General features: G+C 61.1%; 20 protein-coding genes and 1 tRNA gene. 9 read left to right on the top strand and 12 right to left on the bottom strand.

The window, feature by feature from the left end; genetic code table 11:
* Window positions 1-4: 4 nt before the first annotated feature.
* The 5 genes from SKTS_RS18625 to SKTS_RS18605 form a co-directional block, all read right to left on the bottom strand.
* Window positions 5-544 carry an RnfABCDGE type electron transport complex subunit B gene (locus tag SKTS_RS18625; protein ID WP_173068689.1) on the bottom strand — a complete coding sequence of 180 codons (540 nt, stop codon included), beginning with the start codon at window positions 542-544 and terminating at the stop codon, window positions 5-7.
* An 11-nt stretch (window positions 545-555) separates the two neighbouring features.
* Entirely contained in the window at window positions 556-1,137 is a 582-nt protein-coding gene (gene rsxA / locus SKTS_RS18620) for an electron transport complex subunit RsxA (RefSeq protein WP_173068688.1), read from the bottom strand.
* A gap of 10 nt (window positions 1,138-1,147) precedes the next feature.
* Window positions 1,148-1,651, bottom strand: a complete 504-nt coding sequence (locus tag SKTS_RS18615; protein ID WP_244617395.1) for a SoxR reducing system RseC family protein — start codon at window positions 1,649-1,651, stop codon at window positions 1,148-1,150.
* A gap of 2 nt (window positions 1,652-1,653) precedes the next feature.
* Window positions 1,654-2,652: an FAD:protein FMN transferase gene (locus SKTS_RS18610; RefSeq protein WP_173068686.1), complete on the bottom strand. Its 999-nt coding sequence runs from the start codon at window positions 2,650-2,652 to the stop codon at window positions 1,654-1,656.
* 170 nt (window positions 2,653-2,822) lie between these two features.
* Window positions 2,823-2,896 (bottom strand) — tRNA-Gly (locus SKTS_RS18605).
* Between the two features lie 137 nt (window positions 2,897-3,033).
* Here SKTS_RS18605 and SKTS_RS18600 point away from each other — a divergent pair.
* On the top strand, window positions 3,034-4,092 hold the full coding sequence (locus SKTS_RS18600) for a PilT/PilU family type 4a pilus ATPase (protein WP_173068684.1): 1,059 nt from the start codon (window positions 3,034-3,036) through the stop codon (window positions 4,090-4,092).
* Window positions 4,093-4,121: 29 nt separating this feature from the next.
* Window positions 4,122-6,023, top strand: coding sequence for a DUF294 nucleotidyltransferase-like domain-containing protein (locus tag SKTS_RS18595; protein WP_173068682.1), 1,902 nt, complete (start codon window positions 4,122-4,124; stop codon window positions 6,021-6,023).
* Here SKTS_RS18595 and SKTS_RS18590 read toward each other — a convergent pair.
* Together SKTS_RS18590 and SKTS_RS18585 are read right to left on the bottom strand one after the other, a co-directional pair.
* Window positions 6,020-7,417, bottom strand: a complete 1,398-nt coding sequence (locus SKTS_RS18590; RefSeq protein ID WP_173068680.1) for a sensor histidine kinase — start codon at window positions 7,415-7,417, stop codon at window positions 6,020-6,022. The genes SKTS_RS18595 and SKTS_RS18590 overlap by 4 nt on opposite strands.
* A gap of 32 nt (window positions 7,418-7,449) precedes the next feature.
* Window positions 7,450-8,124: a response regulator transcription factor gene (locus tag SKTS_RS18585; RefSeq protein ID WP_173068678.1), complete on the bottom strand. Its 675-nt coding sequence runs from the start codon at window positions 8,122-8,124 to the stop codon at window positions 7,450-7,452.
* A 121-nt stretch (window positions 8,125-8,245) separates the two neighbouring features.
* On the opposite strand from SKTS_RS18585, the gene SKTS_RS18580 reads away from it, so the two are divergent.
* The 6 genes from SKTS_RS18580 (at window position 8,246) to SKTS_RS18555 (ending at window position 14,317) form a co-directional block, all read left to right on the top strand.
* A complete protein-coding gene (locus tag SKTS_RS18580) occupies window positions 8,246-8,566 on the top strand; it encodes a DUF485 domain-containing protein (protein WP_173068675.1) in 321 nt (106 codons plus the stop codon).
* A 1-nt stretch (window position 8,567) separates the two neighbouring features.
* Window positions 8,568-10,610, top strand: a complete 2,043-nt coding sequence (locus SKTS_RS18575) for a solute symporter family protein (RefSeq protein WP_173068672.1) — start codon at window positions 8,568-8,570, stop codon at window positions 10,608-10,610.
* An 83-nt stretch (window positions 10,611-10,693) separates the two neighbouring features.
* Complete coding sequence (locus SKTS_RS18570) at window positions 10,694-11,428, top strand: 3'-5' exonuclease (RefSeq protein WP_244617394.1); 735 nt, start codon at window positions 10,694-10,696, stop codon at window positions 11,426-11,428.
* A 133-nt stretch (window positions 11,429-11,561) separates the two neighbouring features.
* Entirely contained in the window at window positions 11,562-11,825 is a 264-nt protein-coding gene (locus tag SKTS_RS18565; protein WP_173068669.1) for a DUF4212 domain-containing protein, read from the top strand.
* 2 nt (window positions 11,826-11,827) lie between these two features.
* A complete protein-coding gene (locus tag SKTS_RS18560; protein WP_173068666.1) occupies window positions 11,828-13,984 on the top strand; it encodes a sodium:solute symporter family protein in 2,157 nt (718 codons plus the stop codon).
* Between the two features lie 30 nt (window positions 13,985-14,014).
* A complete protein-coding gene (locus SKTS_RS18555; RefSeq protein ID WP_173068663.1) occupies window positions 14,015-14,317 on the top strand; it encodes a hypothetical protein in 303 nt (100 codons plus the stop codon).
* Here the strand turns inward: SKTS_RS18555 and SKTS_RS18550 are convergent.
* Window positions 14,314-15,249, bottom strand: a complete 936-nt coding sequence (locus SKTS_RS18550) for a TauD/TfdA family dioxygenase (RefSeq protein WP_244617393.1) — start codon at window positions 15,247-15,249, stop codon at window positions 14,314-14,316. The genes SKTS_RS18555 and SKTS_RS18550 overlap by 4 nt on opposite strands.
* 118 nt (window positions 15,250-15,367) lie before the next feature.
* Between SKTS_RS18550 and SKTS_RS18545 the strand changes: the two genes are divergently transcribed.
* Window positions 15,368-17,089 (top strand): hypothetical protein, encoded by a 1,722-nt coding sequence (locus SKTS_RS18545; RefSeq protein WP_173068660.1) that lies wholly within the window; start codon window positions 15,368-15,370, stop codon window positions 17,087-17,089.
* A gap of 125 nt (window positions 17,090-17,214) precedes the next feature.
* Here SKTS_RS18545 and SKTS_RS18540 read toward each other — a convergent pair whose 3' ends face one another.
* Genes SKTS_RS18540 through argS form a run of 4 tightly spaced genes read right to left on the bottom strand, consistent with a single transcriptional unit; the run spans window position 17,215 to window position 20,964 of the window.
* Window positions 17,215-17,871: a response regulator gene (locus tag SKTS_RS18540; RefSeq protein ID WP_173068657.1), complete on the bottom strand. Its 657-nt coding sequence runs from the start codon at window positions 17,869-17,871 to the stop codon at window positions 17,215-17,217.
* 3 nt (window positions 17,872-17,874) lie between these two features.
* Complete coding sequence (locus SKTS_RS18535) at window positions 17,875-18,528, bottom strand: thiol:disulfide interchange protein DsbA/DsbL (RefSeq protein ID WP_173068654.1); 654 nt, start codon at window positions 18,526-18,528, stop codon at window positions 17,875-17,877.
* A 43-nt stretch (window positions 18,529-18,571) separates the two neighbouring features.
* On the bottom strand, window positions 18,572-19,180 hold the full coding sequence (locus SKTS_RS18530) for an SPOR domain-containing protein (protein WP_173068651.1): 609 nt from the start codon (window positions 19,178-19,180) through the stop codon (window positions 18,572-18,574).
* 20 nt (window positions 19,181-19,200) lie between these two features.
* Window positions 19,201-20,964 carry an arginine--tRNA ligase gene (argS, locus tag SKTS_RS18525; RefSeq protein WP_173068649.1) on the bottom strand — a complete coding sequence of 588 codons (1,764 nt, stop codon included), beginning with the start codon at window positions 20,962-20,964 and terminating at the stop codon, window positions 19,201-19,203.
* Between the last annotated feature and the right edge of the window lie 25 nt (window positions 20,965-20,989).

Here is a 20,989-nt window from a genome sequence, read left to right as displayed (position 1 = left end):
ACCTCTAGTGCAACACGTGTTCGGCTTCGGGCTTGGCCCAATGCCAGGTGCCCAGCGTTTCCGCTACGTTACGCATTTCGATCGCCTCGGTGGGGCAGACCTTGACGCATTTGCCGCAGCCATGACAGGCTTCGACGATCACCGAGTGCATCAGCTTGTTGGCGCCGACGATCGCGTCCACCGAGCATTCCTTGATGCACAGCGTGCAGCCGACGCAGAACTCCTCGCGCACCACCGCGTATTGCGGCACCTTTTCCTCGTGCTCGGAGAGATCGGCGGTGACGCCCAGCTTCTTGGCCAGCGCCTCGGCCACCGCCCTGCCGCCGGGGGGGCACAGGGTCACCGGAGCCTCGTCCTTGGCCAGTGCGGCTGCCGCCTGGCCGCAGCCGACATAGCCGCACTGGCCGCACTGAGAGCCGGGCAGCATGGCTTTCAGCTCCTCTTCCAGCGGATTTTCCTCCACCGCGAGGAAGCGCGCCGCCGCACCGAGTATGCCGCCCAGGGCGATGCCCATTACCGTAAGACTACCTACTGCAATCAACATTTAGATACTCCTCAGCTCGTACTCATGCCGGAAAAACCCATGAACGCCAGCGCCAGCAGGCTGGCGACGATAAAACCGATCGGCGGGCCGGCGAACAGGCGCGGCACTTCGGCCAGCGCCAAGCGCTCGCGCAGCCCGGCGAAAATCACCATCACCAGGGTGTAGCCGACGGATGAGGCGAAGGCGAACAAGGTACTGCCGATGAACGTCATCTTGCCCGCGACCAGCAGCAGGGCCACGCCCAGCACGGCGCAGTTGGTGGTGATGAGCGGCAGATAGATACCCAGCATCTGGAACAGGGCCGGCGACACTTTCTTTACCGTCATCTCGGTGAACTGCACGGCAGCGGCGATCACCAGGATGAAGGTCACGGTGCGCAAATAGCCCAGGCCGAAAGGCTGGAGCAGGTAGGTTTCGACCGCCCAGTCGGCCATCGACGAGACGGTGATCACGAAGGTGGTCGCCATGCCCATGCCGACCGCGGTATCGATGCGCGTGGTCACGCCCATGAACGAGCACAGGCCGAGGAAGCGGGCCAGGATGACGTTGTTGACCAGCGCCGCGCTCACCATCAGAAGTACGTATTCTTTCATGCCCAGGCCTTTAACTGATTTTACACACCACGCCCACATTGGCGCGGCGCAGGAAGCGGGGGGCGAGATCGCCCCGGGAAGACAGGCGACTGGCGCTCAGGCGCGCGAGGCCGAGGCCGATCAGCAGCCCGGCGACCATGGCCGCCATGGTGATGCCGTCGCTGTCGGCGGCCCATTGCGCCAGTGCGCCGGCGCCCAGCATGGCAGCGAGCGGAATGGCGTAGGCGGTGAGCGAAGCCTTGACCAGCGCATGCTCGCGGATGCCGACCACTACGCGCTCGCCGACGGCCAGGCCGGCGTGGTTGTCGAGTTGGAAGCGGCGCGCTTCGAGTCGGCTGGCCGCGGTGCCGATGCCCTTGGCACCGCAGGCCGAGGAGGAAGCGCAGCTGCCGCAACTGCCGGTCTGCTCGGGTTCGAGCCAGGCCATGCCGCCGTCCACCGCCACCACGGTGGCAAAGCCTTCCACCATGGCGGGCGCGCTGAAGTCCAGGTTGTCGTCGGTCGGCACGTTCACGTTCAGGCTTCCACCGTGGAGACCACGCCCTCGGGGCTCACGTAAATGGCCTTGATGCCGCCGGCGGCACGGAGGATGGCCTGGCGGCGCTCGACCGGGGCCATCAGCATGGCGGTGGACAGCCCGTCGGCGATGCTGCCGCTATTGGCCACCACCGATACCCCCAGCAGCGCCGGCGCAGTGCGGCCGGTGCGGGTGTCGATCAGGTGGGTGAAGGTGCCGGCGGGGTCGAACAGTGTGCCGTAGCCACCCGAGGTGGACACGCATTTGTCCACCACTTCCAGCGTGGCGACCGTGCGGGTCGGATCGGCGGGGTTGGCGATGCCGATGCGCCAGGCGGAGCCGTCGGGCTTAGTCGAGAGCGCGCGCGGCTCGCCCATGTCTACCAGCATGTTGGCGAAACCTTGGGCGCGCAGCACGTTGGCGACACAGTCGGTGATATAGCCCTGGGCGCCGCTGTTGAGCGTCAGGCCCATGCCGGGGCGGGCGAAGCGGACTTTTCTGTTTTCAGCGTCAACTTCCACCGCGCGCCAGTCGACGCGGGCGAGGGCGGCGGCGATATCGTGCTGCGCCGGGCCGGACGGGTCGGGGTTGGCCGCGGTGAAGTGGCGGAAATAGGTTTGCCACAGCGGTTGCACGGTGGGGTCGTAGACGCCTTCGCTGATTTTCGCCAGTGACAGGGCGCGCGTCAGCATGGCGACGAAGTCGGGCGGCGCGTTGTCCAGCACGCCATCGCGATTGAGCGCGGAGATGGCGCTGTCCGCGCGGTAGACGCTGAAGATCGCCTCCAGGCGCTTGAGTTCGTCCAGTGCGGTGGAGATGGCGGTTTGCGCCTGCGCTTTATCGTTATGGTAAAGCTGGATGGAAGCCGGGGCGCCCAGTGCCGTGCCCTCCCAGCGCGCCAGCCTGGCCTGGGCGCCCACCGTATGGAGCAATAGCGGCAGGCCGGCGGCAGCGGCGGCGAAGGTGATGAAGCGACGGCGCGACAAGATGACAGGCATGAGATGCAACCTCGGCTGGGTGTTTCCGACACTTTCGGAAACCGAAAAATATTTAGGCGATATTTTACACCTAATAAAAAGACATTTGTGTCGCGAAAGCGATGACAAAGCTAAATTGTGGAACGTGAAATGAACTGAAATGGGGGGCGGAGAGGAAGTCAAATAAAGAGTGGAGCGGGTGAAGGGAATCGAACCCTCGTCGTAAGCTTGGGAAGCTTCTGCTCTGCCATTGAGCTACACCCGCACGACCCGGATTTTACGTTGGTTCCGGCCTTTACTCAACTGCGCCTGTTCAGGTATGGTGAGCTGAACAATATCAAACCGGATTTGCAGACCCGATAACCGTCCCGATTGTTAAAATCGGGACGGGAGGGAGAGGAAATGAGCGATACGAGAAGCCTTTTGCAGCTGATGGTGGACAAAGGTGCGTCCGATCTGCTTTTGACGGCCGAGACCCCCCCGCATATCAAGATCGATGGAGTAACCAGCCCGGTCGATATGCCCGCGCTCAAAGCGGGCGAGTCGAAAGCGCTGGCGTACGCCTTCATGACCAAGCGCCAGAGCAAGGAGTTCGAGGAGACCAAGGAATCCAACTTTGCGGTGTCGGTCGACGGCATTGGCCGTTTCCGCCTGAACGTCTACTACCAGCGCGGCGAAGTGTCGGTGGCCATACGCCAGATCAAATCGACCATTCCGTCGTTTGACGAACTGGGCTTGCCGCAGCAGGCGCGCGAGCTTTCCTTGCTCAGGCGAGGGCTGGTGCTGATGGTGGGGGCAGCCGGGACCGGGAAAAGCACAACCATGGCTGCGATGGTCGATTACCGTGCCAAGCACATGGATGGGCATATCCTGACCATCGAGGACCCGATCGAATATTGTTTCGCGCATGGCAGGTCGGTGGTCGAGCAGCGCGAGGTCGGGCTGGACACGCTGTCGTTCGGGGATGCCCTGCGCAACGCGATGCGCGAGGCACCGGACGTCATCGTCATCGGCGAGATCCGAGATCGGGAGACCGCGCAGCATGCGATCATGTACGCGGAAGCCGGCGTGCTGTGCATCTCCACCATGCACTCCAACAACGCGAATCAGGCGATTGAGCGCATTATCAATTATTTCCCCGAAGATATCCGTCGTCAGGTCTTGCTCGATTTGTCTCTCAATCTGAAGGGTGTGATTGCACAGCGCTTGTTGCCCGGCACCAACGGCAAGCAGGCGCTGGCAACGGGGGTGCTTCTGCAGTCGGCTTATGTTTCCGAACTGATCCAGAACGGCAAGGTTGACGTATTGAAAGAGGCGATGAAGAAAGGCATCGAAGAAGGCATGCAGGTTTTCGACGAAAGCCTCTTCAAGCTTTATAAAGGTGGGCGGATCAGCTATGAAGATGCGTTGCGCAACGCGGATTCGCGCACCGATCTGGCGCTGCGCATCAAGCTGTCCTGAGCTTTAGGTACGAAAACAGCGGAGGAATCATGGCAGCGGAAAACAACACACTCATTCAGGCCACCGCCGAGCATCTTCGCCGCCATGCGCCGTTCGACCGCATGGAGCGAGGGGACCTGGAGTGGCTGAGCGCGCGCCTGGAGGTCGGCTACTACGCCAAGGGCGAGGTAGTGCTCTCACCCGAACAGGGCGATGCGCATAAATTTTTCATCATCAAACAAGGCGTAGTCCTGGGCGAACAGGGTGTCGTGCAGGCACAGGAAGATACAGCCTGGCTCGAACTGCACGAAGGCGAATGCTTCCCACTCGGCGCGCTGCTTTCCAAACGTCCCGTTACCAGCACCTACCGAGCCGGCGAAGACCTGTTCTGCTACGAACTGGGCGTCGAGGATTTTCACCAGCTCACCCACCGCAGCGAGGCCTTCCACGACTTCTGCACCCGGCGCATCGCCAACCTGCTGGAGCAGTCCAAACACATCATCCAGGCCCAGTACGCCCAGACCAGCAGCACGCAGCAATCGATGAACAGCCCCCTCAGCGCCATCATCCGGCGCGAGCCCGTCACTTGTTCTCCCGACACCCCCATCCGGGACGTCCTGCAAACCCTGCATGACCTCGGCATCGGCGCCATGATCGCCGTAGAGAACAACACCCCGGTCGGCATTTTCACCCTGCACGACGTCCTCAACCGCGTCGCCCTGCCCGGCGCCGACCTCGCGCAACCCATCATCGGCATCATGAGCACGCGGCTCACCACGCTGCCGCCTCAGACTCTTGCCTATGAAGCCGCCCTTGCCATGGTCCGCGACGGCATCCGACACGTGCTGGTCACCGACCAGCACAAGCTCGTCGGCATCATTTCGGAAAAGGACCTTTTCACCCTGCAGCGCGTCGGCCTCAGGCAAATCAGCAGCGCCATCCGCAACAGCCAGGGCCTCGAACAGCTCAAGCAGAGCGCCCAGGACATCCGCCAGCTCGCCCACAACATGCTCGCCCAAGGGGTCGCGGCGGAACAGCTCACCCAGTTCATCTCCACCCTCAACGACCTGCTCACCCAGCGCCTGATCGAGTTGGAATGCCAGGCCCAGGGCATCAGCCACAGCGAACTGTGTGAACTGGGCGTGTGCTGGCTGGCGCTGGGCAGCGAAGGGCGCTACGAACAGACGCTCAACACCGACCAGGACAACGGGATCATCTTCAGCGTCCCGGAGGGTGCGACGGCGGAAGAAATCCGCCGCACGCTATTGCCGCTGGCCGAGCGTATCAACGCGGCGCTGGACGCCTGCGGCTTTCCGCTGTGCAAGGGCCAGGTGATGGCCTCCAACCCGAAGTGGTGCCTGTCGCTCGAAGAGTGGAAGGGGGCTTTCTCGGAGTGGATACAGCGCGGCGATGCGCCGGTTTTGCTCAATGCCACCATTTTCTTCGACTTCCGCCCGCTGTTCGGTCGCCATGAGCTGGCATACGAGTTGCGTGAGTGGCTCAACGCCAAAATCAAGGATAACCGCCTGTTCCTGCGGCACATGGTGCAGAACGCCCTGGGCAACCGTCCGCCGCTGGGAATGGTGCGCGATTTCGTGGTGGACGGCGGCACGCTGGATCTCAAGCTCAACGGCGTGTCGCCCTTTGTCGATGCCGCACGCATCTTCGGCCTGGCCGCCGGCGTTGCAGAAACTTCGACCATCCGTCGCCTGCGCGCAAGCAGCGAAGCCTGGGACATGAAAAAGAACGACGTGGAGGGCTGGATCGAGGCCTTTCTCTATCTCCAGCTGTTGCGCCTGCGCCTGCAGCACGAGCAGTGCGAAGCGGGCGCGGCGCTGTCCAACCGGGTTGACCCGGACAAGCTCAACAACCTCGACCGGCGCATTCTCAAGGAGGCTTTCCGCCAGGCGCGCAAGCTGCAGGCGGTGATGGAGAAATATTTCTCTTTTTAAGTGCCGTGATGCGGAAAGCGGATGGTAACCAGCGTCCCTTTGTCGTGCGGCCCAGCGTTCAGCGTGATCGTGGCGCCGTGGCGTTTCGCCACTTCCGCCACGATGGCGAGGCCAATCCCGCTGCCGCTCTGACCGCTGCCGAGCACGCGGTAAAAGCGCTCGAAAACCCGCTCGCGGTGGGGAGGCGCGATGCCAGGGCCGTTATCGACTACGCGCAGCACCGCTCCGCCGTGCTCGTAATCCACGCTTACCGTGACCTGTCCGCCCGCCTGGGTGTAACGAATTGCATTGTCGATCAGGTTGCCGAGCATTTCGGTCAGGCTCGCGGCGTCGCCACGCAAGGGTGCGACCTGGGAAATGCCCTCGAAACCGAGGTCCATCCCCTTTTCCAGTGCCATGGGCACCCAGTTCACGGTGCACTCCTGAGCCAGGCGGTTGAGGTCGAGCGGTGCGAAGGTTTCGGCGCCCTGGCCCCCCGGTTCGTTGCGCGCCAGCGCCAGGAGCTGGTTTACCAGGTGATTGCCGCGCTTGGCGCTGGTGAGTATCTGTTGCAGCGCGTACTGCTTGCGCTCCGGTTCCGTCTCCCGCAACGCCAGCTCGGTCTGGGTTTTCAGTCCGGCAAAAGGGGTGCGCAGCTGGTGAGCGGCATCGGCGACGAAGCGCTGCTGCGCCAGCATCACCTGCTTCAAGCGCTCCAGCAGGTCGTTCACGGCGTTGATCAGCGGGCGCACTTCCGCCGGTGCCTGGGTTTCATCCAGCCGGCTCAGATCGTCGCGGTGCCGCAGCGTGACGTCCTGCCGCAATCGTTCCAGGGGCTCCAGCCCCTGCTTGAGCGCATACCATACGGCGCCCACCGCGATCACGATCAGCAGCAGCTGGGGGATCACGATGTTGGCGAAAATGCCGCGGATGCTGGCCTGGCGCTGATGCGTGGTTTCCGACATATGCAGCTGGAAAGACGGCGAACCGGGCGGGCCGGGGTAAACCAGGCTCACCATGCGGGTTTTTTCCCCGCCATGCTCCGTGTTGCTGAACAGCGGACCCGTTTTGCCGCCGCGGTATGAGATGGGGCGTGCCAAGTCTGCGTTGCCGACCAGCATCCGCCCCTCCTCATTGCTGACACTGTAATACATGCGGTCCTGTTCGCCGGGGGCGCCGCCAGCGGGAAGCGTCGGTGTGACATCGAGGCGCTCCCGGCCGCTGCCCAGCTTCATTTGCGCTGCCAGCGATTGTGCCCGTTCCAGCAGCGCCCGGTCGTAAGGCTGGCTGGCGTAGTTCAGGGTGGCTACGTAGCCCGCCACCGTGCTGAACAGCCACAGCAGGAACAGCGGCGTCAGCAGCCAGTTCATGAGGCGGTCGTGCAGGGAAAGAACTTCGTCTTCCATCGTGATCATTCTGCAGGGTGCCTAGGGCGTGTTAACACGCCCTAGGGGGAAACCTTGTCGATAACGTAGCCGAGTCCGCGGATATTGCGAATCGTCACGCCCGCGACCTCGATTTTCTTGCGCAGGCGGTGGATGTAGACCTCGATGGCGTTGGCGCTTGCCTCCTCGGCATAGCTGTAAAGGTGCTCCAGGAGCTGGTCCTTGCTGACCACCCAGCCGGTGTGCGACATCAATGCCTCCAGTACGCCCGTCTCGCGCGTGGTCAGCTCCAGCGACTCGCCGTTGATGGCGGCGCGGCGCCCCACGCTGTCGAAGCTCAGCGTGCCGCAGGAGAACACCGGATTCACGCCGCACTGGCCGCGTCGCATCAGGGCGCGCACGCGCGCTTCGAGCTCCGGCAGGCAGAACGGCTTGACCAGGTAATCGTCCGCGCCCAGGTCGAGACCCTTGACCCGGTCCGCCACCCCGTCCCGGGCAGTCAGGATGATGACCGGGACCTGCTGGTTGCGTTCGCGCAGGTTGCGCAACACGCACAGTCCATCCAGGCGCGGCAGGCCGAGGTCGAGGATCACCAGGTTGAAGGGCTGATCTCCCTTGAGCATCAGGTCCGCGTCCATCCCGTCGCCGACGCAATCGACGGCATAGCCGTTGCGCGACATGGAGCGGCACAGGCCGTCGGCCAGCACTTCATCGTCTTCGGCAATCAGGATGCGCATAAGTAGGTAATCAAAGTATTGTAAGTTTTGTGTAAGACGAGCGCGCTATGGTTTAAAAAGCGGATGGTGGAGTGTACAGCCAGCCCACTGTTGTGAAGCAATTCTAATTGGAGGATATGAAATGTCAAAACGCGAAATGAACTGGGCGGCGATCGATGCCGATCCCAGGTTCCAGGCGCTGCATCGCAAGAAAACGACCTTCCTGTGGGGGTTGATGATTTTCTCGATCATTTATTATTTCCTGCTGCCGATCGGCGCTGCCTATTACCAGGATCTGTTCAAGATCAAGGTGTGGGGCGTGGTCAATGTCGGCATTCTGTTTGCCCTGTCGGAATTTGTCGTGGCCTGGACCATCGCCTTCGTTTACTCGAAGAAAGCCAATGCCGAATTCGACACCATGGCGCAGGAAATCATCAACGATGCGCACAAACTGGGAGCCTGACATGAGTAAAACCTTCAACAAGCTCGCCTTGTCCGCTGCCGCGCTGCTGGCCAGCGGCTCCGCCTGCGCGGCGGGTGGCGCGGTCGCCGACGAGTTCAAGTGGATGACCTTCGCGGTGTTCGGCGTGATTATCGCCATCACCATGGCGATCACCTTCTGGGCGGCAAAAACCACCCATACCACCTCCGAGTTCTACGCTGCCGGACGCTCGGTGAGCGGCATCCAGAACGGCTGGGCGATTGCCGGCGACTACCTGTCCGCCGCGTCCTTCCTCGGCATTGCCGGGCTGATCTCGCTCTACGGCTACGACGGTTTCATGTACTCGGTGGGCTGGCTGGTGGCTTACATCACCGTGCTGCTGGTGATCGCCGAACCCTGCCGCAACATCGGCAAGTACACCATGGGCGACATTCTGGCCTTCCGTAACGACCCGAAGAAGACCAAGACCGTGGCCGCACTTTCCACCATCACCGTGTCCACCTTCTACCTGACCGCGCAAATGGTCGGCGGCGGCGTGCTGATCAAGACCCTGATCGGTATCGATTATGAAATTTCGGTGATCGGCGTCGGCGTCCTGATGCTGGCCTACGTGGTGTTCGGCGGCATGAAGGCCACCACCTGGGTACAGATCACCAAGGCGGTGCTGCTGGTGATGGCGTCGATCCTGCTGGTGACGCTGGTATGGGCGCCTTACGGCTTCAGCCTGCCGGGCTACCTGCAAGCGGTGGTGGGCGACGAGAAAGTCGTTGCCCAAGTCGCCAAACTGCTGGGCGACAAGGCAGCTACCATGACCCCGGCAGAACTGGGCCAGCGCTTCCTCGAGCCCGGCCTGTTCCTCAAGAGCCCGATTGACCAGATTTCCCTGGGGATGGCGCTGGTGCTCGGTACCGCAGGTATGCCGCACATCCTGATGCGCTTCTTCACCGTGCCGACGGCACAGGCCGCTCGCTTGTCGGTAATCTGGGCGATGGCGATCATCGGCGGTTTCTACGTGCTGACCCTGTTCCTCGGCACCGGTGCAGCAATGCTGGTCGGCCCGGCCAAGATCGCCTCGATCGATGCCGGCGGCAACATGGCCGGCCCGCTGTTGGCGCAGTTCCTGGGCGGCGGCGCGGACTCCATGCTCGGCAATTTCATGCTGGCTTTCGTCGCGGCCGTGGCATTCGCCACCATCGTCGCGGTGGTCGCAGGCCTGGTGCTGGCAGCGGCTTCCGCCATGGCGCACGACATCTATGTCGGCGTGATCCGCGGCGACAAGGCCACGCCTCAGGAGCAAGTCGTGGCAGCCCGCGTATCTTCCGTGATCGTAGGCGTGATCGCGATTACGGTGGGTATCCTGGCCAAGGGGCAGAACGTCGCCCACCTGGTAGCGCTGGCTTTTGCCGTGGCGGCATCGAGCAACCTGCCGGCGGTGTTCCTCACGCTGTACTGGAAGAAATGCAACACCACCGGCATCATAGCCGGCATGCTGGTCGGCTCCATCGCCGCCATCGGACTGGTGCTGATTTCCCCCAACATGACCTACCCCAAAGCCGTGATCAAGGCCGCGAACAAGGTCCTGGACGGCGAACCGGCGAGCGAAGCGAAGGATGCGGTTCCGGCCCAGCCAGGAACCGGCTTCGTGTGCGAGCTGTTCGCGCTGGAAGGCTGCAAGAAAGCCGAACCAGCCAAGGCCGCCGAACCAGCCAAGCCAGCCAAGCCCGGTACCCGGGAAAAACTGGCAACGCTGAAAGCCAAGCTGGATGCGGCGACAGATGAAGCCGAGAAAACGAAAATCCAGGGCGAGTTCGACAAAGTGAAGAAATCCAACGACAAGGCAGAGGAGGATCTGAAGAAGATGGCAGGCCAGACCACCAGCCTGATGGGCCTGGAAAAACCATTCTTCCTGCTCAAGAACCCCGGTCTTCTCTCCATCCCGCTGGGCTTCCTGATGGTGATTCTCGGCTCCCTGCTGACCCGCGACAAGCGCGCGGATGAGATGTGGGACGAGCTCTACGTGCGCCAGAACACCGGCATCAACGCGGAGGCGGCCACCGCGCACTAAGCAGTGCCGGCCTTAACCCTCTCAGCCCCCTGGTTCGCGCCAGGGGGCTTTTTGTTTTTGACGCTGCATTCGCGGCGCGTATCATGATTCCAATCTCCCCCGAGAAAGCCGCCATGAAGAGGCTCATGCATTTCTTTAGCCGCAAACCGGACCTGACCCCGGAGCTTGAATCACGCCTGGCGGCATGGCAGGCGTTGCCCGCCATCGGGCCGGGTGCCGAACTGGAGTCCGCGCGTTTTGTCGTGGTGGATGTCGAAACCAGTGGACTGATCCTGGCCAAGGACCATCTGATCGCCATCGGAGCGGTGGCGGTGCGCGCCGGCAAGATCGCTGCGGGCGACAGCTTTGAAGTAGTGCTGCAGCAGCAAACCGCCAGCGACAGGGAAAACATTCTGATCCACGGCATCGGCGGCAGCGCCCAGACCGGGGGCATGGCCCCGCAGGAAGCGCTGCTGGCCTTCCTAGAATACCTCGGCAAGGACCCCCTGGTTGCGTTCCACGTGGTGTTCGACGAAACCATGATCCGCCGCGCTATGCGGCAATTCCTCGGCTTCGATTTCAAGCATCACTGGCTCGACCTTGCCTATGCCGTGCCCGCGCTGTATCCGGAGCTGTCGAAGAAATACCGCGCCCTCGATGATTGGCAAAATCACTTTCGTATCCGGAATTACGCCCGCCACAGCGCCCTGGCTGACGCTTACAGCACGGCCCAGCTGTTACTGGTTGCCTTGCAGCAGGCAAAGAGGCATCGCATTTCCCGCTACAAGGGACTGGTGGATCTGGAAAAAGCGCAGCGCTGGGTGAATTGGGAAGGCTGACCAAGCTTCTCTCTTTACCCCCTCCGAGCTAAGTCCTATACTCTGCCCGGCACCGTCCGAGCAGCCCGGAAAGGGCGTCACGCATCAATAATCGACAATTATCAACATCCGGCCCAAACCTTAAGAAACCCGCATGCAGTTGACGGACAAGCAAAAGCAGTACTGGAAGAAAAATCTTCACGTGACGGGCGTGTTGCTCGCAATCTGGTTCATCGTGACCTTCGTCTTCAGCTACTTTGCCCGCGAGCTGAACGCCATCAGCTTTCTCGGTTTCCCGCTGGGGTTCTATTTCGGGGCCCAGGGTGCGCTCATCGTGTACGTCCTGATCATCTGGTTCTACGCCCATTACATGAACAAGCTGGACGTCGAATATGACGTCCACGAGAAGGGCGACTGAGCATGGCACGTCAAAATCAGGCAGTGTTCAAGTCCCGGCTGAAAAGATTCTACGGCTTTTATACCGGCGGCTTTATTGGCTTTCTCTTTATCCTGGCCATCCTGGAACAGATGGGCATGCCCAACCAGATCATCGGCTACGTGTTCCTGCTTTCGACCATCGCGCTTTACGCCATCATCGGCATCCGTTCCCGGACCATGGACGTGAACGAGTACTACGTCGTGGGGCGCCGCGTGCCGGCCTTCTTCAACGGCATGGCCACCGGCGCCGACTGGATGTCCGCCGCGTCCTTCATCGGCATGGCCGGAACCCTGTATAGCGAGGGTTACGACGGCCTCGCCTACATCATGGGCTGGACCGGCGGCTATTGCCTGGTGGCGCTGTTCCTGGCCCCTTACCTGAGGAAATTCGGCCAGTTCACGATCCCGGATTTTCTCGGCGCACGCTACGGCGGCAATATCCCCCGCACCATCGGCGTGTTCGCCGCCATCATCTGTTCCTTCACCTACGTGATCGCGCAAATCTACGGCGTGGGGCTGATCACCAGCCGTTTCACCGGTCTCGAGTTCCAGGTCGGCGTGTTCGTCGGCCTGGCCGGCATCCTGGTGTGTTCATTCCTCGGCGGCATGCGCGCGGTGACCTGGACCCAGGTGGCGCAGTACATCATCCTGATCGTCGCCTACATGATCCCGGTGGTGTGGCTGTCGGTGCAGCATACCGGCAACCCGGTTCCGCAAATTGCCTACGGTCAGGTGCTGCAACAAGTGACCGAGCGCGAAAATGTGCTGAATGACGCAAGCACCCCGGATGGCGCCAGGGAGGCCGAAGTACGCGCCATCTACAGGACCCGGCAGGCCGACATGGAAGCGCGGCTAAAAGCGCTCGAATCCGGCGGACCGGCCTATCTGGCGCAGGAGGCGGCCGGCATGAAGGCGAAACTGGCCAAGCTCAGGGCCGCCCCGGTTCCCGATCGCAAGGAAATCGAAAAACTGGAAACGGCCATCAAAGATTATCCGCTAGACCCGGAGAGGGCCAGGGAAAAATGGAAGAAGGCGGCGGACGTCGCCAGAGCCAAAGCCGCGCCGATCAAGGCGCATGCCGAACCGTTTGCGGGCGCGGGGGCAGAGAAACAGCTGCTTCAGTCGAACCCCCATGCGTCGCCGGATGAAATATTCAGGGCCAGAGCCGAGGACGACAGGGAGTCCAACAAGAAGCGCAAGAACTTCCTCGCCCTGGTGCTGTGCCTGATGGTGGGCACAGCCGCACTGCCGCACATCCTGATCCGCTACTACACCACGCCCAGCGTGAAGGAAGCGCGCCAGTCGGTATTCTGGTCCCTGTTCTTCATCGTCCTGCTTTACTTCACCGCGCCAGCCTTGGCGGTGCTGGCGAAATTCGACATTTACACCATCCTGGTGGGCTCGAAATTCTCCGAGCTGCCGAGCTGGGTGAATGCCTGGGCGGCAGTCGACAAAGCCTTGATGAGCGTGTCCGACCTCAACAAGGACGGCATCGTGCAGCTGGCGGAGGTCACTATCGGACCCGACCTGATCGTGCTGGCTACCCCCGAAATTGCCGGCTTGCCCTTCGTGATTTCGGGCCTGGTGGCGGCCGGCGGTCTGGCGTCCGCGCTTTCCACGGCGGACGGCCTGTTGCTGACCATCGCCAACGCCTTGTCGCACGACGTTTATTACAAGATGGTCGACCCCCATGCTTCAGGCACCCGTCGTCTCGCCGCTTCCAAGGCGCTGCTGTTGCTGGTGGCGATCGCGGCGGCGTGGGTGACGTCGCACCGGCCGGGTGACATCCTGTTCCTGGTGGGGTCGGCGTTCTCGCTGGCCGCCTCCGGCTTCTTCCCGGCTCTGGTGCTGGGCGTGTTCTGGCGGCGCGCCAACAAGCTGGGCGCGATCCTCGGCATGCTGGCCGGGCTGGGGGTGTGCATGTACTACATGTATACGACTTACCCATTTTTCGGCGTGAACGCTGCCAAATGGTGGGACATCGAACCGATCGCCGCCGGCATCTTCGGCATCCCGGTCGGCATTCTCGGCGTGATCCTGGGCAGCCTGATCAGCCCGGCACCAAGCAAGGACATACAGGAACTGGTGGATCATGTGCGCTACCCCAACCTGGAAGGGCGCCCGGCCAGGGCAACCTAATTACCACCCTCCGGGAAGGGAAAGTCAGACGTGGTTCAATTCGATGTGTTTTTGGTGCGGGCGCTGCGGGCGGTTGTCGAAGTCGCCGTTCTGGCCTTGCTGGGGCAGGGCCTGTTGGCCGTGCTGGCGGGCAAGGCGCGCCAGCAGAATTTCGTTTACCAGCTGTTTCAGGTGGTGACGCGCCCGGTCGTCAGGGCGGTGCGTTTCATCACGCCCCGCTTCATTCTCGACCGTCACATCCCGCTGGTGAGTTTTTTCCTGCTGCTCTGGCTGTGGCTGACGCTGGCGTTCGTCAAACGCTTCCTGTGCGCCCTGCACGGGGTGAATTGCTAGCCGGGATACACTGCAGCCAGCTCCGTGCCTTCGATTCGGTCATAGTAGCGAGCCCGGTACAGCAGGCGGTGGCATTCCCCGTCGTCGCTGAACGCGCTGCGGTCATGCAGCACGTTGTTGCAGATCAGGCCCATGCCCGGCTCAAGGCGGCCGTGGAAGATGTAAGGCGAGTCGCTGTTCAACAACTGCTCCAGGAATGCGACGGCAGCCTCCAGCACGGGGTCTTTTTTCCAGCGGATGCTGCGCGTGCGGGCGGTGTAGCGCATGTGCAGGTCGCCGCTCACCGGGTGCAGGGAAAACACCGGGCCGCCTTCGTCGGGGCGCGCGACGCCGTCTTCGTCCATGCGCGCAGGAATGACCATGGCGTCCGCTTCCATCAGGGCGCGGATGTAATCCGGGTTGGCGTCGCGCAGCTGGATGTAGGCGATTTCCGGGTCCATCAGGCCGTTTTCGCCGCCCGTTGCCGCGCTGCACACACAGTGCAGCTGCATGCCCCAGATCTGGCGCTCGGGCGGGTTGTAGTAGCCGTCCGTATGCCATTTGATGGGCCGGTCGGTGTAGGGAATATAGTGCTGGTGCTCGCCGCTGGCGTGGACGGCGAGCGAGGTGATGCCGTCATCGTCGGCCAGCATGTTGTGGTCGAGCCGTTTGAGGCCGAATTTGATACCGCACTGACGGGCGATTTCCTTGTCAGCCACGTTTCCCACTTGACTGGCGTAAATCGCCATGTTGGTCTTGCGGCACAGGGCCAGGATGGCATCGTGCTCGGCTTGGGTCAGCTGGCGCGGGTCGTCGATATGGACCACCAGATCTTCCATCCGTGCCGGGTAGTCTTCCAGCTTGCGGGCGCGCCACTGCAGGTAGTCCGCGTCGCTGTCCAGGGAGAATGGGTTAAATCCGGGGTGGGTCATGGCGTCCTCGAAATACGTCAAACTTGTCTGGAGCCGAGTATACCGTCCTTTACCGGGGCGATAAAGGAAGGGGTAATTGAAACGGGCACGGAGTTTGCTGATAAGATCATGATCTCTAACTGCTTTGGTGAATTCAGGAATGCTCGACTTTCTGCCGTTTGGCCGAAAAAAAACGCCCCCTTCGTCCGATCCTCTGGGCAGCCTCAAGGCTGCCACGTCGTGGCTGCACGAATTACCCATGGGCGACACATTTGCCGCCCACGAAAAAATTGTCACGCTGCTCAACGAATTCAGCGAGAAAGCGGAGCCGCCCAGCAAGGCGCGCCTGCAGGTTTTGATGCATCTCGACGAGGGGGCGCAGGAGCTGCAACACACCCTGACCCAGCAGTATCTCCGTAATCCGCGCATGTCGCGCCAGATCGAGAGCCGTTTGTGGAATGCGGTCTTTTCCTTTCATTGGCAAATAGCGCGGGGTTATCACATGTTCGTCATGTCCTATGTGGGGAATCCGAACAGCAGCGACATCCGCCACGATATCCCCCTGATCACCGCGCGCGCCATCCGCCATTTCGCGCAACAGGCCAAGTGTCGTTATTTCCGCTATGAAACGATCGGCGCCAAATTGTGGAAACACGTTCACAACCTCTATCGCTTGTCGGAATATGAAGAGTTCGAGCGCAAGCCCCTGCTGATCTACCCCAAGTGTCCGGGCCATACGACTTGTGCCGAGGAATACCTTCAGCTCCTGAGTCTGGATGTGCTCAATACCAACAGCCTGTTTCCGAAGCAGATCGAAATGGTCGACTTGTGGCTCGACAGCTGGGCGGCGGCGTTAAAGCTGGAGCGGGATTACGACCCGCAGCGTCATGTGTTCTGCGTCAATCTGGGCGAAGACAAGGGTCCCCGGCGCGTACGCAAGCCACCCGCGGCGGACAGCATGTTTCGCTGCTGGGGCAGCGATGCGCTGATGGAACGGGTAAAACAGACCAAGGATGCGCTGCAGCATGGAGAGACGCCGGCGAAGCTCGGTCTCGGCGAAGATTGTCGCCTGCCGACATGCCTGGAATTCATCGACCGGATAACCCAGCAATGGTCTCCCTCGGGTGAGGAGCGGGTACGGCGCAAACAGGAGCGCATAGCCAAGGTAAAACTGATTGATGTGGTAAAGGATTTCCTCGAAATCTGCGTTCAGGTTAAGCAGGACAACGAAGCGCTTTCGCCCAAACAGGAGGAAGAAGAGCAGAAAGTCAAAATCAGCTACGAGGAGATGCTTGACGTGCGTCTCTATGGCTTCGTAACCCAGCGCACCCAGGCCAAACTGAACCAGGCAAAGCAACCGCAGCCCACCCAGCAAGCGCAACAGGTGGCGCACCACGAGCGCTGGCTGATGGAAAACGAAAGCTCGAGCGGTTTCGGCGCAACTGTAGATGCTGTCCATGATGACTGGGTGCGGCTCGGCAAACTGGTGGGGCTGAAGCCGGAACGCAGCCATAACTGGGTGGTGGGCGTGATTCGACGTCTTTCATTGCTGGAGTCCGGCCAGCGCAATGTCGGTATCGAGGTTCTCGCCAAGGCGCCGGTTACCGTCATGCTCAAGGCGACGAAACCTCGTCATAGTGGTTATACCGTCGACGGTATCGACGCGGTCGACATCGTGTTGCCGGTCAGCGCGCTTTACCTGCCGCCAAATGCAGAGGACAAAAGCGGTGTCAGCCTGATCATGGATAGCGTGGAATATGCACCGGGCCGTCATTTCGAGTTAAGTGCCCGCAGTCGCAGCTATTCGATTGCTTTGGGCCGGGTGATCGAGAAAGGGGACGATTGGCTGAGGGCCAGTTTCGAGATATTGCAGAAAAAATAGCGCAAGCCCGCCAGCCAAAAAAGAAAGGCCCCGCAAAGCGGGGCCCAAATATATTGAACAGAAACAAGCATCACACTTGCAAAATCAGTATAGCACAGAGATTTGCCGGGAATAGTCTTTTGTGACTATGGCTGCTGGTCCTTGGCTACCACATCCCCGGGCTTTGCGAGTCCCTGTTCCAGCGCAAAAGTTGCTACTTGCACCCGGTTATCGAACCCCAGTTTTTCCAGGATGCTGCGCAAATGGTTGCGCACGGTATTTTCGGACAGGCCGAGAATTTCGCCAATGCCGCGGTTGCTCAAGCCGCGTGCGACGTACGAGACGATTTCGAGCTCGCGCGGCGAAAGCTTGCTGACGGCGCTTGGTCCCAACTCGCCGCGTGCGATTTTCTGCAACACATGCGCGGGGAAAACACTGTTGCCCTGGGTGACGGCGATGACGGACTGGATGATCTGGTCCGGTTCGCTCGATTTGAGCAGGTAGCCGTCCACGCCTTTTTCCATCGCATCGCGCACTTCGTGGTCTTCTTCTGCCATGGTGAGCATGATGGTTTTGACGCGATGGCGCTGCAATACGGGCACCAGGTCGAGGCCGTTTTCTTCGCCCAGCGTGCGGTCGAGCAGGGCAACGTCCGCCCGCCCGCCTTGCTCCAGCCATTGCCGCACGCTGCCGAGATTGGCGAACTGCGCCGCGACGCTCACATCCGTACGGTTCTCCAGAAGGTGTAGCAGACCCTTGCGGAACAGAGGGTGGTCGTCCACCAGGATTACCGAAACGGTCATGCCTTAGCTTTTGCCGCCACGGTCCTGGCGTACCTTCTTGATCAGGTCGTCCAGTACTGGCAGCAACTGCTCATTGCCGCCGGTTTGCGACGGAGAGGTGAGGTATTTCCCTTCCACCGCAACGGACGGCACGCCGGTAATGGCAAAGTTTCGCGTCAGCTGCTTGGCGCGCTGGGTTTTGCTGATGACCGAGAATGAGGCATACATCGCGGAGAATTTCTTGCTGTCGATACCTTGCTGGGCAACCCAGGCCTGTAGCGTTCTCTCGTTGCTGAGATCGATGTGCTGCACATGCACGGCATTGAAAATGGCGGGGTGGAGCGTTTCCAGCATACCCATGGCTTCAGCGGTATAGAATATTCTGGCATAGGTCATGTAAGTATCGTTGAACACCGCTGGCAGACGGCGAAAGGTGACGTCCTTGGGGAGTTTCTTGGCCCAGGGATTCAGCGTCGGTTCCAGCGCGTTGCAATGCGGGCAGGCGTAGGAAAAAAACTCCAGCACTTCGATGTTCTTGCCGGTTTCCGTGGGTTCGGCGGGGGAAACCAGCGTGTACTGCTTGCCCAGGACCAGTTCGGCGTACGCCGGAACGCTCCAGGAAAAGGCAAAACACAGTGCGGCCAACAACAGACGCAACGCGGCAAAATTCAATTTCATCACAGAGTTTCTCCTTGAGTTGTTCAGTTAGGGCGTGTTAACACTAATGCGCCGGAACGGCCGCCTGTGCCTGATCATGAACCTTGACCAGACTTGCGCTTACGCCATTCTGGGTCAGTGTGGTACGCATCCGGTTCAGATCATCCACGTTGCTGTAGGGCCCGACCCGCACCCGGTGCCAGATCCCCTTGTCCGGAACGGTAACGGTCTGGATGGTAGCCTCGACACCCATCAAAGCCAGCTTGGCCTTGAGATTATCGGCTTCCCCCTCGCTCTGGAACGCCCCGGCCTGCAGGTAATACTGGCTCTTGGCGGCGTTTTCCGAGGCCTGCTGTTTGATGTCGTTTTCGCTGACAGGTTCCTCGACGCCCGGCAGGATAGTATAAAAATCGAATCGCGGTTTTTCTGCCGGCTTGGCCTTGTCTTCGGCCGGTTTATCCGCCTGGGCCGCGGGGGTGGGCGGAGCCTTATCGTTGGTCGTGGCTTCGGATTTGTGTTCCACGAAAGGACTGGGGCTTCCCTTGACGACCACTGCAACGGCCAGCGCGATAGCGAGGCCGATGAACATGCCGATGAAAATGCCGGTAAGCATCGGGCTGCCGGATTTTTTCGAGGAGGTGCTTTTGGGTGCGGGTTTGTAGTCGCGGCTCATGAGTTCTTCACGTTGTGGTATTACATTTTATCCGGGCTGCTTACGCCGAGCAGGCTCAAGCCATTTCTGAGCACTTGCCGGGTGGCGGTGATCAGGGCGAGGCGCGCAAATTTTATGCCTTCGTCCTCGACCAGGAACTGTTGGGCATTATAGTAACTGTGGAGTTCCCCCGCCAAGTCGGAGAGATAGTAAGCAATCTGGTGGGGAGCGAATTCCCGCGCCGCGTTTTCCAGCGTTTCGCCATAAGCTTCCAGGCGCTGCAGCAGAGCCAGCTCGTGCGGCAGGGTCAGCAGTGTCAGGTCGACGTCCTGGACCAGGTCGTCCACGTCGCCGCCCCACTGTGCCAGTACGCTGCAGATGCGTGCATGGGCGTACTGGATGTAGTACACCGGATTGTCGTTGCTCTGCGATTTCGCCAGTTCGAGGTCGAAATCCAGGTGCTGGTCGCTCTTGCGCCGCACGTAGAAAAAGCGGCAGGCATCGTTGCCGACTTCATGGCGCAGTTCGCGCAAAGTGACGAAATCGCCGCTGCGCGTGGACATGGAGACTTTTTCCTCGCCGCGGTAGAGCACGGCAAACTGCACCAGGGTGATCTCCAGCTTGCTTTCGTCAAGCCCCAGGGCCTTGAGGGCGCCCTTGACGCGCGCAATGTAGCCGTGGTGATCGGCACCCCAGACGTTGACGACCATGTCGTAGCCGCGCTCGTACTTGTTCAGGTGGTAGGCGATATCGGAGGCGAAATAGGTGTATTGGCCGTTCTCGCGCTGCACCACGCGGTCCTTTTCGTCGCCGAAGGCGGTGGAGCGGAACCATAGCGCGCCGTCCTGGCGGTAGAGGTGACCTTTCTTGTCCAGCATTTCAACCACGCGCGCCACCAGGCCGCTGTCGAACAGGGATTTTTCCGAGAACCATGTGTCGAAGCTGACGCCAAACTCCATCAGGTCGTTGCGCCCGTCGCCCAGTTGTTCCGTCAGGGCGAAATCGTGCAAATAAGCATAATCGTCGCCGAGCAGCTTCTTGGCGTTGGCAATCAGGCCATCCAGGTGCGATTCGTTCTGCTGCTTGGCCCATTTCTCATCTTGCTTCAACTCTTCTTCGGTCGAGCGGGGCGGCACGCCTTCCAGCAGGGTCCATGGCTGGTGGACGTAACGGTCGCCGTGCAGGCGTCTGATTTCCTGCGCCATTTCGCGTACGTACTGGCCCTGATAGCCATTGGGCGGAAAGGGAACGTCGATGCCGTTCAATTCCAGGTAACGCAGCCAGGTGGACAATGCCAGGATGTCCATCTGCCGGCCGGCGTCGTTGATATAGTATTCGCGCTTGACCTGGTAGCCGGCAGCAGCAAGGACGCTGGCCAGGCTCATGCCGAAGGCGGCGCCGCGTCCGTGGCCGACGTGCAAGGGCCCGGTCGGATTGGCGGACACGAATTCCACCTGGGCTTTCTTGCCCTTGCCCAGGGTGCCTCGGCCAAAAGCGTCGCCCTGTTCCAGGATCATCGACACGACGCGCTGCTTCGAAGCGGGGCTGAGGAAAATGTTGATGAAGCCGGCGCCGGCGATTTCCGCCTTTTCCACCCAGGGCGAAGGCGGCAGGGCTTCCAGCAGGGCGCTGGCGATGTCGCGTGGACTGCGTTTCATGGCCCGTGCCAGTTGCATGGCCAGGCTGCAGGCGTAGTCGCCGTGCTGCGCCTGCTTGGGGCGCTCGAGCACGACGCTCGCATCGGTTGCATCGGGAGCCACCGCGCGCAACGCCTGGCTAAAGAGATCGGTAAGGTGCTGTTTCAATTCGTTCGCTCGGAAAATACGCTAA

This window comes from Sulfurimicrobium lacus, from assembly GCF_011764585.1.
GTDB lineage: Bacteria > Pseudomonadota > Gammaproteobacteria > Burkholderiales > Sulfuricellaceae > Sulfurimicrobium > Sulfurimicrobium lacus.
This window is presented reverse-complemented; position numbering and strand designations above follow the sequence as displayed.

Excerpts from the sequence above, each read along its gene's own strand:
- rsxA (WP_173068688.1), bottom strand. The coding sequence starts at position 1,137 with ATGAAAGAATACGTACTTCTGATGGTGAGCGCGGCGCTGGTCAACAAC.
- SKTS_RS18565 (WP_173068669.1), top strand. The coding sequence starts at position 11,562 with ATGCAGTTGACGGACAAGCAAAAGCAGTACTGGAAGAAAAATCTTCAC.
- SKTS_RS18600 (WP_173068684.1), top strand. The coding sequence starts at position 3,034 with ATGAGCGATACGAGAAGCCTTTTGCAGCTGATGGTGGACAAAGGTGCG.
- SKTS_RS18585 (WP_173068678.1), bottom strand. The coding sequence starts at position 8,124 with ATGCGCATCCTGATTGCCGAAGACGATGAAGTGCTGGCCGACGGCCTG.
- SKTS_RS18570 (WP_244617394.1), top strand. The coding sequence starts at position 10,694 with ATGATTCCAATCTCCCCCGAGAAAGCCGCCATGAAGAGGCTCATGCAT.
- SKTS_RS18575 (WP_173068672.1), top strand. The coding sequence starts at position 8,568 with ATGAGTAAAACCTTCAACAAGCTCGCCTTGTCCGCTGCCGCGCTGCTG.
- SKTS_RS18540 (WP_173068657.1), bottom strand. The coding sequence starts at position 17,871 with ATGACCGTTTCGGTAATCCTGGTGGACGACCACCCTCTGTTCCGCAAG.
- SKTS_RS18590 (WP_173068680.1), bottom strand. The coding sequence starts at position 7,417 with ATGATCACGATGGAAGACGAAGTTCTTTCCCTGCACGACCGCCTCATG.
- SKTS_RS18610 (WP_173068686.1), bottom strand. The coding sequence starts at position 2,652 with ATGCCTGTCATCTTGTCGCGCCGTCGCTTCATCACCTTCGCCGCCGCT.
- SKTS_RS18560 (WP_173068666.1), top strand. The coding sequence starts at position 11,828 with ATGGCACGTCAAAATCAGGCAGTGTTCAAGTCCCGGCTGAAAAGATTC.
- SKTS_RS18595 (WP_173068682.1), top strand. The coding sequence starts at position 4,122 with ATGGCAGCGGAAAACAACACACTCATTCAGGCCACCGCCGAGCATCTT.
- SKTS_RS18580 (WP_173068675.1), top strand. The coding sequence starts at position 8,246 with ATGTCAAAACGCGAAATGAACTGGGCGGCGATCGATGCCGATCCCAGG.
- SKTS_RS18625 (WP_173068689.1), bottom strand. The coding sequence starts at position 544 with ATGTTGATTGCAGTAGGTAGTCTTACGGTAATGGGCATCGCCCTGGGC.
- SKTS_RS18530 (WP_173068651.1), bottom strand. The coding sequence starts at position 19,180 with ATGAGCCGCGACTACAAACCCGCACCCAAAAGCACCTCCTCGAAAAAA.
- SKTS_RS18545 (WP_173068660.1), top strand. The coding sequence starts at position 15,368 with ATGCTCGACTTTCTGCCGTTTGGCCGAAAAAAAACGCCCCCTTCGTCC.
- SKTS_RS18535 (WP_173068654.1), bottom strand. The coding sequence starts at position 18,528 with ATGAAATTGAATTTTGCCGCGTTGCGTCTGTTGTTGGCCGCACTGTGT.